The sequence below is a fragment of the Neisseria sicca genome (genome assembly GCF_003044565.1).
Taxonomy (GTDB): Bacteria; Pseudomonadota; Gammaproteobacteria; order Burkholderiales; family Neisseriaceae; genus Neisseria; species Neisseria sicca_A.
Map to the genome: position 1 here is coordinate 587,357 of NZ_POXG01000001.1, position 9,576 is coordinate 596,932.

Below are 9,576 nucleotides of genomic sequence, written 5' to 3' on the forward strand. Positions count from 1 at the left end.
CCGCTTTTAATGCGGCTTAAAGAATGATTGTTCAAAAAGGCGTTAAAATCGCGTTTTTAGCGCGTTTTACCATTGGGATAGGCAAACCCTTATCCAAGCCGACAAATGCGCTAAAAAAGCGGTCAGGACAAATCCTGACCGCTATCTTGAATAAATCGGGTAATCACACAAACAAATCTCCCTGATTTTTTGCCCGCTCCGCCATCCCGACCTCCTTGACGATGCGGTAGATGTGCTGAACGGTCAAATCATATTTGCGGGCAAGCTCCACATGATTCTTGCCGTTAAACTCCTTATAAATCTTCAGGTCGCGCTCGGATACCCTGCCCAAAAGGTTTTTGGGGAAATAAATCAACTGCCCGCCCCAGTTGCTGGTCAGATGATGAGACAGCTTTTTAGATACCTCGACCGCCTGCTGCCGCTCCATCGGCAATACCGACATCAAGCAGGCGACCGCCTGGTCTTCCAAGTCCGCCACCAGCTCAGGCACTCTGTTGTCCGCCATTTTCCACCCTCACTTTCCACTTCTTCAAATGCTCGATGACCCGTATCGCGTCATCAGTCCCTAACCATCCATGATAATCTATGCCCGTCATGCGTTTGACAAATCGAGCCAGGCTCAATTCAGACGGGCTTCGCACTGCGCCCAAATGGTGCAGCTCCAACCAAAGCGCGCGTATCTTTTTGACCTGCGCCTCCATCATGCGGTTTGGCATATGCACCGGCAAATCAGGCTTGCTTGATGTCGCCTGCGCTTTTGTGGTAACCACAAAACCCCGCATCTTCATCGCCCGTACGGCAAGCTCCAACTCCTCGACCGATAACTTGGTACTGCTCGTCTTGCCGCATGACAGGTTGGCGAGCAGCGCGCGGTATTCGCCATCGTCCATCATCAACTGGGTTTTGGCCACATGGATGAGCCGTATCAACCGCTGTTTTTTCTGAGCACGGGTTTCCATTTCCAGCCCCCTAAGAACCTCAAAAAAGTGAAACAACGTTTCACTTTTTTCAAGAAAATCAATAAATAATGATATTCTATTCGGGATTTTTGCGCAGTGCAACTAAAACGAAAGGACGCAAAAAAGGTCGCCTGAATCTCTTCAGACGACCTTTTAAACATCAGCGGCTTTAACGGTTCACCGCTTCTTTCAACGCCTTGCCTGCACGGAATTTAGGCGTTTTTCGTGCCGCGATGGTCAGCGGTTCGCCCGTTTTCGGGTTGCGGCCTTTGCGCTCGGCAGATTGGGCGGTGTGGAACGAGCCGAAGCCGACCAACGTAACGTCTTTGCCGTCCTTCAGCGTCTGCGTTACCACGCTGATAAACGCATCGACAAATTCTGCCGCATCGCGTTTGTTCAATTCCGCCTCATCGGCGATGGCTTGGATTAATTCGGATTTATTCACTTTTTGACTCCTATTTAGATTTAAATACGGCAGACCGTGCCGCGCGGTTTATTGGATATTGACTAACTCCAGCTCTTTGCCGGTTACCTGTCGAATTTCTCGGTTAAGGATGGCCAGACACAAAAGGCCTGCACTTTGGGCGATGCTGCCACCGTCTTCGTCATCCTTCGGCATCGGTTCGTCCGAAGTCAGCTTGACAAACAGGCCGCCCGACTGATCGCTGATGAGGATATTTACCGTCGCCATGTTCACACCTTCGCAAAATCCAAATTAATCAGTTCATACTCGTCCGTTTCGTCGTTGCGTTCGTAAAAGCGGATATATTCGCGGCTGGTTTGGACGTGCAGGCTGTCGGAAAGAGCTTGCATGGCGTGCTGCCATTTTTCGTCTTCGATTTTGAGGGTACGCAACTCCAATACGCGTTTGACATTGATTTTGCCTTCGGCATTGACGTTAAACGCCTTCTGTACAATCGCTTTCAGATTCACGTTCGCGTCTTTGGTGTAGTCGTCGAGACACTCGTCAATCAAAGCTTTAGCGGCTTGGATGCGCTCGTCGAACTGCAGCACGTCATGATTGGCAATTAGAATTCTGTATTTGCCGTCAAAGCTGTGCAGAGTAGTATTGCCTTTGACACTGCGCTTCACACCATACTGTTCCACACTCATATCGATAAAGGCGTTAGCTTCAGCCATTGCTTCACGTTTGAGTGTTGCCAGCTCTGTCTTCACAGGCAGCACTTTGGCAACCAACTCACGCACCAAATCGTCGCGTAAAAGGTCGATTTCCTTGATGGCGGATACTGGCACCAGCGCACCGCGCGCGTCCTTGCGGTATTGACTCATGTCCAAATCGTTCATAGCCTTTCCTTTCTCATTCATCCCATTACTCATAATGCTTCCTACGTCCTTCCAATTCCATTGATATTTGCTTTAATAAATCGTCATCAAATCCGTTGTTGGCGGCAAATTTTTCAAACTCTTCCCAGTATTCCGTCAGAAATTCGTTTATTAAGTCGGATTCCTGATTGTCAAAAAACGTACTCATTTGGCTATTTATTTCCCTTCTGCCTTGCGGCATTAATCCTTTTACACTCATCCACCGACCGGTGGCGTGGCCCGTGTATCCAATCCCTGTTCATGCAAGGAGAGCTTTCCAGCAGGCTGAGTGTCTGTTTGAGTTTGGCGGCCTGCGCCTTGCCGTATTCGGTCGGACGGTGCTTCTTTTCCAATTTCGGCACCATCCTGATTTCGGGCGGCGGCAGGTGTTTGATAAGGTCGGCAGGGTTTGGCCACTCTGACGAGGATGCCGCGATAGCCCTAAAGGCTGCCTGTATCCTGATTCCGTCCTGTTCCGGTTGCCACGACCGGCCGCTCAGTATGCCCAACCAAAGTTCGGCGACTGCCGTCAAATCCGCCGAGGCAGGGCGGCCTTTGAGGTTTAGGGCGGCGAGCATCATAAAACCCTGCGCGATTGCTTTTTTAAGCCAGTTATTCTTCGCCTCCATTTGACCACTCCATCAAATCGCCCAACCCGCTCCTCAATTTGGTGCTTGCCACCTCTCCCGCGGGAGAGGGTTGGGGAGAGTGCAAAACCGCCGTTCCCGCCGTCTTTTCAGGCGACCAAAACGTAATGTTTTCCAACAAATAACCGTGGCTGGTCAGCGGCGGCGTCAGCTTTCCCGCATCCCGTGCTTCAAGGCATCGTGTTGCCGCCCAAATCCAAGCCTCGCGCGGGGCCGGGTACGTTTTTCGGTTACGGACAATCTTGCCGTCCCGTATCATCGGCGCAATCTCGCCGACAAGCTTTGAAACCCGGTTAAAACTTAAATCCTTTTCTGCGGGGCGAAAAAGCGTCAGATACCGCAATACCGCCTTAAAAAGGTCGTCTGAAATGCCGGTCAGGGCAATCAGGGCTTCGCGGGCATCGTCATGGGCGATTAATACATCCAAGCTCATCACCGCACCGCAGGTAGGGCAGCGTACTTTCATGTTCTCGCCTCCATCAGACTTTTAAGGCTGCAGTAAACCAAGTCGGAAAAATCAATAGCTGCATCACATGCCCGATCACCATCTTCTACATCCACCGGAGGGTAATAAAACAACCCGTTTTTCCAAGATGTATTTGCGGCGACAACCGCATAAACTTCTTCAAGCGTACAGCCCTCATTCAGCTCTTTACTCAGGTAATCTGTATCGCCTTCTTGGTTACCCAAAGCAGCATCCTGAGTAATCTTGATAATGCCGTCGCGGGCGATATTTAGATAAATTGTCATCGCGCCGCCTCCAAATCCTTACGGCTCAAGCACCGCAATGCCGTCTGAACCACATCCTCAACTTCATCCGATAGTTGAGACGACACATACATCATCACAAACTGACCCGATACCGTTGTCAGCTCGGCGGCAAGATGACCGCCTTTCTCCCGCCAAACTGATACTTTTATTTTGCTGTAATCCCTGTTCATTTTTCTGCTCCCGCGGGTTCCAAAACCACGCCTGTTATTTTGTCTGTCTCGCTCATTCCGCCATAAACTGCTTCCCAGTTTTTATCAGCTTCCAGAGCATCCCTTTGTTCTGCCGTTGCCGCGACCGGCTGGCAGGAGGCCAACATGACGGTTAATATCCATAAACCCCTCATTTGTACTGCCCCCTGTCATAGACGTTGATCTGCATAGGCTGTTTTTGGCGGCAAGGTTCGGTCAGCATTGCCTGTATGGTCACGACGATGGACAGCAGCACAATTACAATGGCAAATTCGATTTCATCTTTTTTCATGATTTCCCCTTTATTTTTCAGACTCTTCCGATTCGTTGATTCCGGCCAGAACGGCTAACTCCACTATGTCCTGCCAAGTCAATACAAACCGCTTCCCAGTAGCTTTACTGACGACCATCGGCTCACATCCCACAGAGATTTCCATCGTGTATTCCATGCTGCCGACTTTCCCGGTAGCTACCTGTTTTCTAAGTGGGAGCAGCAAGTGATTGGGGTCAATAAATTTTCCGAATTTGTTATCCATCTCACACCCCCCGTACCACATCGCCGTCAACCATCTCAAAACCAAGCTCCGCCGCCTGATTCATCGCTGCCGCCACCAAGTTGTTGACCGCCAGCGGATAGAGTAGGCTGTTGGTTTCTAATCCCTTGCTCGTGCGGCTTTTGACTGTCAGACGCTCGGCAACTGCATCAATCGCACTCTGGTCTAAAATCTTTGCCATATCCGCATTGACGCGGTCAAATTTGTGCTTGAGATAGCCTTCGAGCTTGCCGTCGGTCAGCGGCAAGAGCGTAACCACTTCGCAGCGTTGCACCACCTCGCGCACCGCAGGATTGTTTTCGCTGAGTTTTTGCGCCAACTCCGTCTGACCGATTAAGACAATCCCGAGCAGGCGTTCAAACCCGTTTTTCAGCTCAAAAAAGCGTTTCAGATGTTTCAGGGTCGGCAGCGGTAGACCGTGCGCCTCTTCGATTAAGAGCAGGTGTTTGTTGCCTGCTTTCACGCTTTCCGACAAAGCGCGGTGGATTTGGCGGAAACGTGCTTCCGGGCTGCGTTTCGGGCTGGTTCCAGGCGCAACCGCCTCCAAAATGGCTTCGGCAATATGTACCGCCTTAAGCGTTTTGCCTTTTTGGTCGTTGTCCTCCATCGCCAAGACATAAGGCTCGATCAGGATGATTTGTCGGCCTTCGCGGTTGATACGGTCTTGCAGGTCTTCGCGCAGTGTGGATTTACCCGCGCCGCTTTCACCGACCACTGCCACAAAACCGCCGTGGCAGGCCGTCTGGAACATCGCCTCGCGCACATAGCGCACATCCGGCGTCATATACACATCGTCTGCAGACTGGATTTCGTCGTTAAACGGGTCGCGGAATAAGCTAAAATGTTGTTTTGCCGCTTGGTTTAAAGTTGCTTTTCGTAGTAACATCTCATTGTCCTTGTCTTCGTAAGTTGCTTGGGCAGGTGCGGCTTCCGGCTCGTTTCTCAGGCTCGCTGGGATTTCCGCACCATTCGTTTCAAAAAATTGTTTCAATTTCCTTCGCAGCTCGGCTGCGTTTTTTTTCGGCCATTGCCCGTGATTGACTACCGCCACCAGCATCGGCTTGCTGCATCCGATTTCGGCTGCCGCGGCGGCATAGGATTTGCCGATTTGCTTAAAGGTCTGTTTCATGCTTTCCCTTTTTTTCAAATGCGACGACGTCGTCGCATTTGCCTAACCGGTTTTATGCAGTTTCAGACGACCCATCGTCTTGAGCCTGTCGTAAACCTCGTCCAATTTGCTCTCGACCACGCCTTCCGAGTAGTGTTTGAGGATGACCGCCATCGCCTGTTTCCAGTCGCCGCCGTCTGCCTCGACGCGGGGTTTTAAGCGTTTGGCGATTTCGACCTTGCTCAATACCTGCTCAGAGACTTCCATCCGGTTGTACGCCATCTGCTGTCCCTGTTTGGGCATAAAGAGCGTATTTCGCGCGGCGAGCGTATCTTCCTGATGTTTGTACGGGTCGATTTCGCCGCCGAATGGGACTGCTTTGTCTTTGCGTTTGGCGGCTGCCGCCTCCAGCGTTTCCGCACCCATCGCCAGCTTGTCCAGCTCTTTTCGATGATGCTGCGCGTCCGTATCGGCAGGGGCTTTGTATTCCGCCCCGATGACCGCGGCGTCAGCCCTGAAGCCCATCTCGTCAAAAACTACTTCGGGTACGGATACCCAAACCTCGTTACCCTCCGCGTCATAAGTGGCGACCCGCGCCCCGTTTACCTCCCAAGGGTTCTTACCGACCAAAACCTTCTAACCGACCAAAATCCCCTTGATGCCTTTCACGCTATATACCCGTCCGCCGAAGCGGATTTCCAAATCCGCCGAGACTTTCGCCTCTTTCGGCGCGCTGATGGCAAGCTCTCGGCAATAATCTGCAGGCGGCGGCAGGATGAGCTGCTCGGGTTTGATTTTGTTCCACGCCTGATAGCGGGTCATGCCGTGGCGGCTGTGCTTTTGCGTACCGTTGTAGTAACGCATCCACCGTTCCGATAAAGCATTGAGCTGGTCGATGTCGTGCACCTCGGTAAAGCGCAACCCGCTCTCAAATGCCGTTTCGACAATATCGTTAGCTTTTTCTACTTGCCCTTTGGCACGCGGATTGCCCGGCTTGTTGATTTGCACATGCACATCCAACGACTTGCACAAATTTTTAAACGCTGCCGAAGTATTCGCGCTGCCCGGGTCAAGCATGACCATGCGCGGTACGCCGCGAAACGGGTCTTTTAACGGGTCTGCCTTTTGCTGCATCATGTAGATGAAAAAGTCGCAGAGGTTCGCGCTGGTCTCGCCGCCGAAGTAATAACGCACCGCAATCGTGCCGGAGGCATGGTCTGTCCCCGTGTACCGCCAGACGCGGTCGTTTTCGATTTTGACGACGTTTTTCGGCTTGTTTTTATAAAACTCCTCTTCCTTCATCACCCGCAGCCCCGTATCCTTACCCTGACGTGGTAGGTAATACAAAACGCACAAACTCGGGTCGATTTGCCAACAATGGTTCGGATGTTCTGATTTCATCCGACTGACCGGGTCGGGTTGGAGCAGTTGGTCGGGATGCAGCTTGTACTCTCGTAAAGCTCGGGTAATAGTGTTTTCAGAAAGGGGGATGACTTCCCCGGTTTCCTCATCAATCCGCGCCGCCTCGATTTTTCCGTTGGCGCGCAGCATTTCCACCGCCTGCCGCACTGACATCAACCGCTTGCCGTTGCGCCTCATCGCCTCCACCAAAACCGCCGAAATCAATTTGGCTTCTTCCGGCTTCAGCTCCGTCTTGCCCGCATCGCTACGCCGTTTGCGCGTCGGCTTGACGCTGACCGCCTCCAGCTTGCGGTATAGCGTGGCAAGGCTGATGCCCAATTCCTGCGCCTGCTGCTTAAGATATGCAGAGCGTGCGCCGCGTCCCATTGCTTCCGCCTGATTCTCGACTGCCTTAAGACGCTCAATCATTGCCGGATTCATCGCCTTCTCCCGTTTCACCGCCCAACCATTCCGGCACATTGTCTGTCGGTGCTTCGGTCGGTAGAGCATAGCTTTCGCGCAGTTGCTCGCAGTCCAAAATAATTTGATTGAGCGTGCCGACCATCTTCGCGCGGTGGTCAAATCCATGCGCCTCGCCGTGAGCCGCCATCTGTTCGAACATCTCGCGCAATCGGCTGATTTGCGAGCGGATACCGACTTCCAAGCTGCCAAGCTGCATCGTCAGCTCGATGCCCACATCCGCAGGTTTAGGCTCTTTGACACCCGTCTGCTTTTTCGACAGCTTTTCTGCCAGCTCATCGACCTTTTTATTTTTATCGGCAATTACCTTATCTTTCGCTTCCGCCGTTTCGCGGCTTTCGCGCAGGGCGACGCGCAGCTCCTTGACCGTCATACGGTCAACATCGTCAAAAGTGTTGCCGTTGACCTCACCGCCTTCGGCAAGCTCCAACAAAGTGTCGTCGTCTTCAACCAGCAGCTCGAGCAGTTTGGATTTGCCCAACGTCATCAGCTTATGCTGCACCTGTTTCATTTTCGGGTCGATAAATCGGAGGGTGGCATTCATCAATCTTTGAGATTCCCGCCGTCCGAGGCCGAATTCTTTTTCAGCGATTTCGGCAAAACGCCCATGCGGCGTATGCTCTTTGATGATGATCAGCGCGCGCCCCAGCTCAAACATCCCTTCCATTGTTTGGCGTACCGCGAATCGTCCTCGCTCAATCCATACCGTCTCGTTGTAGGCCTCGCCGCTCGAAAACTTGTCCATAACCTCCATGCTGTGGATAGCCAGTTCGTTTGCCGTTGCGCCGACCGTATGTCCTAAAATTTCTGTTGCCATTTCTTTTGCTCCTCAAATGCGACGACGTCGTCGCATTTAGTAAATTCGGTTTTCCAATTCTTGCAAGCGCGCATTTAACCGCTCTTGCTGTTTTCTAAATCGCTCTGCAATTTGCAGGGTTTTGATGCCGTAGGCGTAGTTGCCGTTTTCAAGCTTGATGACCAATCCCGAGGCAACCAAATCATCAATATCCCTGCTGACTTGCGATGGCGTCAGCCCCAGTCCGACCGATAAATCCTTATTGCTCAGACCGATAATCGGATGCTCGTCAAGCGCGATAAAGACCCTCAATAGCCGTTGTACCCTTTTACTTTCTGCCATATCGACTCCTACGCTGCGTCTTGTTTGGACTTAAGCCCGAGTTCCAGCGCGATTTGATGCGCCTTCCCCCGATTTGCCTTGACGGTTCCGTTCAGAATGCGGGACACATACGTCGGGTCATAACCACGCGCCATGCACCAATCCTTCATCGTTTCACCGCGCTCTCGGAAACCTGCTTTTATTTTTTCTGCTTTCACGGAATATCTCCTATTTCGTTCTCGTGCTAGAATCATGATTGTTTAAAGATTTAAACAATCTTGTATCAAACTTGATGCAAGTATAATAGGAATATTTCTAGCTAGCAAGATTATTTCTAGTTTATTTTTAAGGATTAATTCTATGAGTTTGATTTTTACTGGAAATATTCGTGAACTTCTTGCAAAAGAAGAGCTGACTATCGCTGAATTTGCCGATTTGATAGATGAAAAAGTATCCAGGGTAAATGATGTTTTAAGCGGAAAGCAGCGTCCACCATTTGATATGGTGGAAAAAATATTGAGCAAATTTGATGTTGATGCAAACTGGCTGATTTCTGGAAAAAAGAACAGTAAAAGGAATATTTCTAGTTTGACGGCATTGTCAGACGACTACGCCTATATCCCCATGTTCGATGTCGAGGTCTCCGCGGGCAACGGCACGACCGCCTACGGCGTAACAGACCCCGCCAATCATTTGGCGTTCCGGCGAGACTGGCTGCTCCAACGCGGCCTGCATGAGCAAGACCTCAACATCGTTACAGCCAAAGGAGACAGCATGGAGCCGACCATCAGCAGCAAAGACACGCTGCTGGTTGATACCTCCAAAACCAATCCGCGCGACGGCCAGATTTACGTTATCCGCAGCGGCGACGTGTTATGGGTAAAGCGTGTCCAACGCCAAATCGACGGCAGCCTGCTCTTGATTTCCGACAACACGACCTATCCGCCCATGCCGCTGATGCTGGCAGACCACCCCGACATACAGGTCATCGGGCAGGTGGTTCAGGTATCCAAAGACCTGTATTAAGG

Annotated in this window: 17 protein-coding genes and 1 pseudogene; 1 reads left to right on the forward strand and 17 read right to left on the reverse strand. The window is 51.5% G+C overall.

Annotated elements, in window-relative coordinates:
• Window positions 1-163: 163 nt before the first annotated feature.
• From DBZ16_RS03170 to DBZ16_RS03245, 17 genes and pseudogenes are all read right to left on the reverse strand, one after another.
• Window positions 164-505 carry a Mor transcription activator family protein gene (locus DBZ16_RS03170; RefSeq protein WP_205836768.1) on the reverse strand — a complete coding sequence of 114 codons (342 nt, stop codon included), beginning with the start codon at window positions 503-505 and terminating at the stop codon, window positions 164-166.
• The gene (locus tag DBZ16_RS03175) at window positions 483-959 is read right to left on the reverse strand and encodes a gp16 family protein (protein WP_070870345.1); all 477 of its coding nucleotides are present in this window, start codon (window positions 957-959) and stop codon (window positions 483-485) included. Before DBZ16_RS03175 ends, DBZ16_RS03170 begins: the two co-directional genes overlap by 23 nt.
• A gap of 169 nt (window positions 960-1,128) precedes the next feature.
• On the reverse strand, window positions 1,129-1,437 hold the full coding sequence (locus DBZ16_RS03180) for an HU family DNA-binding protein (protein WP_159070298.1): 309 nt from the start codon (window positions 1,435-1,437) through the stop codon (window positions 1,129-1,131).
• A gap of 15 nt (window positions 1,438-1,452) precedes the next feature.
• A complete protein-coding gene (locus tag DBZ16_RS03185) occupies window positions 1,453-1,650 on the reverse strand; it encodes a hypothetical protein (RefSeq protein ID WP_070870260.1) in 198 nt (65 codons plus the stop codon).
• A gap of 2 nt (window positions 1,651-1,652) precedes the next feature.
• Window positions 1,653-2,264, reverse strand: coding sequence for a DUF3164 family protein (locus DBZ16_RS03190; RefSeq protein WP_070870261.1), 612 nt, complete (start codon window positions 2,262-2,264; stop codon window positions 1,653-1,655).
• A 25-nt stretch (window positions 2,265-2,289) separates the two neighbouring features.
• Window positions 2,290-2,451 (reverse strand): hypothetical protein, encoded by a 162-nt coding sequence (locus tag DBZ16_RS03195; RefSeq protein ID WP_234402979.1) that lies wholly within the window; start codon window positions 2,449-2,451, stop codon window positions 2,290-2,292.
• A 4-nt stretch (window positions 2,452-2,455) separates the two neighbouring features.
• Window positions 2,456-2,911, reverse strand: coding sequence for a hypothetical protein (locus tag DBZ16_RS03200; protein WP_107812897.1), 456 nt, complete (start codon window positions 2,909-2,911; stop codon window positions 2,456-2,458).
• Window positions 2,895-3,395: a hypothetical protein gene (locus DBZ16_RS03205; protein WP_107812898.1), complete on the reverse strand. Its 501-nt coding sequence runs from the start codon at window positions 3,393-3,395 to the stop codon at window positions 2,895-2,897. The genes DBZ16_RS03200 and DBZ16_RS03205 overlap by 17 nt, the downstream gene beginning before the upstream one ends.
• Window positions 3,392-3,679 (reverse strand): hypothetical protein, encoded by a 288-nt coding sequence (locus tag DBZ16_RS03210; protein ID WP_070870264.1) that lies wholly within the window; start codon window positions 3,677-3,679, stop codon window positions 3,392-3,394. The genes DBZ16_RS03205 and DBZ16_RS03210 overlap by 4 nt, the downstream gene beginning before the upstream one ends.
• On the reverse strand, window positions 3,676-3,870 hold the full coding sequence (locus DBZ16_RS03215) for a hypothetical protein (protein WP_070539340.1): 195 nt from the start codon (window positions 3,868-3,870) through the stop codon (window positions 3,676-3,678). Before DBZ16_RS03215 ends, DBZ16_RS03210 begins: the two co-directional genes overlap by 4 nt.
• Window positions 3,871-4,039: 169 nt before the next feature.
• Window positions 4,040-4,180, reverse strand: a complete 141-nt coding sequence (locus tag DBZ16_RS14740; RefSeq protein ID WP_159070291.1) for a hypothetical protein — start codon at window positions 4,178-4,180, stop codon at window positions 4,040-4,042.
• Between the two features lie 10 nt (window positions 4,181-4,190).
• Window positions 4,191-4,424 carry a hypothetical protein gene (locus DBZ16_RS03220; RefSeq protein ID WP_049351482.1) on the reverse strand — a complete coding sequence of 78 codons (234 nt, stop codon included), beginning with the start codon at window positions 4,422-4,424 and terminating at the stop codon, window positions 4,191-4,193.
• Window position 4,425: 1 nt separating this feature from the next.
• Window positions 4,426-5,571 (reverse strand): ExeA family protein, encoded by a 1,146-nt coding sequence (locus tag DBZ16_RS03225; protein WP_107812899.1) that lies wholly within the window; start codon window positions 5,569-5,571, stop codon window positions 4,426-4,428.
• Between the two features lie 42 nt (window positions 5,572-5,613).
• A pseudogene (locus tag DBZ16_RS03230) lies at window positions 5,614-7,380 on the reverse strand (transposase).
• Entirely contained in the window at window positions 7,373-8,248 is an 876-nt protein-coding gene (locus DBZ16_RS03235; protein WP_107812900.1) for a hypothetical protein, read from the reverse strand. The pseudogene DBZ16_RS03230 and the gene DBZ16_RS03235 overlap by 8 nt, the downstream one beginning before the upstream one ends.
• Before the next feature lie 36 nt (window positions 8,249-8,284).
• Window positions 8,285-8,569, reverse strand: coding sequence for a hypothetical protein (locus DBZ16_RS03240; RefSeq protein ID WP_013448358.1), 285 nt, complete (start codon window positions 8,567-8,569; stop codon window positions 8,285-8,287).
• 8 nt (window positions 8,570-8,577) lie between these two features.
• Window positions 8,578-8,766: a DNA-binding protein gene (locus tag DBZ16_RS03245; protein ID WP_009426278.1), complete on the reverse strand. Its 189-nt coding sequence runs from the start codon at window positions 8,764-8,766 to the stop codon at window positions 8,578-8,580.
• 142 nt (window positions 8,767-8,908) lie between these two features.
• Here DBZ16_RS03245 and DBZ16_RS03250 point away from each other — a divergent pair, with 142 nt between their 5' ends.
• Window positions 8,909-9,574, forward strand: coding sequence for a LexA family transcriptional regulator (locus tag DBZ16_RS03250; RefSeq protein WP_039405155.1), 666 nt, complete (start codon window positions 8,909-8,911; stop codon window positions 9,572-9,574).
• The last annotated feature ends 2 nt before the right edge of the window (window positions 9,575-9,576 follow it).

Excerpts from the sequence above, each read along its gene's own strand:
- DBZ16_RS03210 (WP_070870264.1), bottom strand. The coding sequence starts at position 3,679 with ATGACAATTTATCTAAATATCGCCCGCGACGGCATTATCAAGATTACT.
- DBZ16_RS03190 (WP_070870261.1), bottom strand. The coding sequence starts at position 2,264 with ATGAACGATTTGGACATGAGTCAATACCGCAAGGACGCGCGCGGTGCG.
- DBZ16_RS03220 (WP_049351482.1), bottom strand. The coding sequence starts at position 4,424 with ATGGATAACAAATTCGGAAAATTTATTGACCCCAATCACTTGCTGCTC.
- DBZ16_RS03170 (WP_205836768.1), bottom strand. The coding sequence starts at position 505 with ATGGCGGACAACAGAGTGCCTGAGCTGGTGGCGGACTTGGAAGACCAG.
- DBZ16_RS03240 (WP_013448358.1), bottom strand. The coding sequence starts at position 8,569 with ATGGCAGAAAGTAAAAGGGTACAACGGCTATTGAGGGTCTTTATCGCG.
- DBZ16_RS03205 (WP_107812898.1), bottom strand. The coding sequence starts at position 3,395 with ATGAAAGTACGCTGCCCTACCTGCGGTGCGGTGATGAGCTTGGATGTA.
- DBZ16_RS03200 (WP_107812897.1), bottom strand. The coding sequence starts at position 2,911 with ATGGAGGCGAAGAATAACTGGCTTAAAAAAGCAATCGCGCAGGGTTTT.
- DBZ16_RS03235 (WP_107812900.1), bottom strand. The coding sequence starts at position 8,248 with ATGGCAACAGAAATTTTAGGACATACGGTCGGCGCAACGGCAAACGAA.
- DBZ16_RS14740 (WP_159070291.1), bottom strand. The coding sequence starts at position 4,180 with ATGAAAAAAGATGAAATCGAATTTGCCATTGTAATTGTGCTGCTGTCC.
- DBZ16_RS03215 (WP_070539340.1), bottom strand. The coding sequence starts at position 3,870 with ATGAACAGGGATTACAGCAAAATAAAAGTATCAGTTTGGCGGGAGAAA.
- DBZ16_RS03185 (WP_070870260.1), bottom strand. The coding sequence starts at position 1,650 with ATGGCGACGGTAAATATCCTCATCAGCGATCAGTCGGGCGGCCTGTTT.
- DBZ16_RS03225 (WP_107812899.1), bottom strand. The coding sequence starts at position 5,571 with ATGAAACAGACCTTTAAGCAAATCGGCAAATCCTATGCCGCCGCGGCA.
- DBZ16_RS03250 (WP_039405155.1), top strand. The coding sequence starts at position 8,909 with ATGAGTTTGATTTTTACTGGAAATATTCGTGAACTTCTTGCAAAAGAA.
- DBZ16_RS03175 (WP_070870345.1), bottom strand. The coding sequence starts at position 959 with ATGGAAACCCGTGCTCAGAAAAAACAGCGGTTGATACGGCTCATCCAT.
- DBZ16_RS03195 (WP_234402979.1), bottom strand. The coding sequence starts at position 2,451 with ATGAGTACGTTTTTTGACAATCAGGAATCCGACTTAATAAACGAATTT.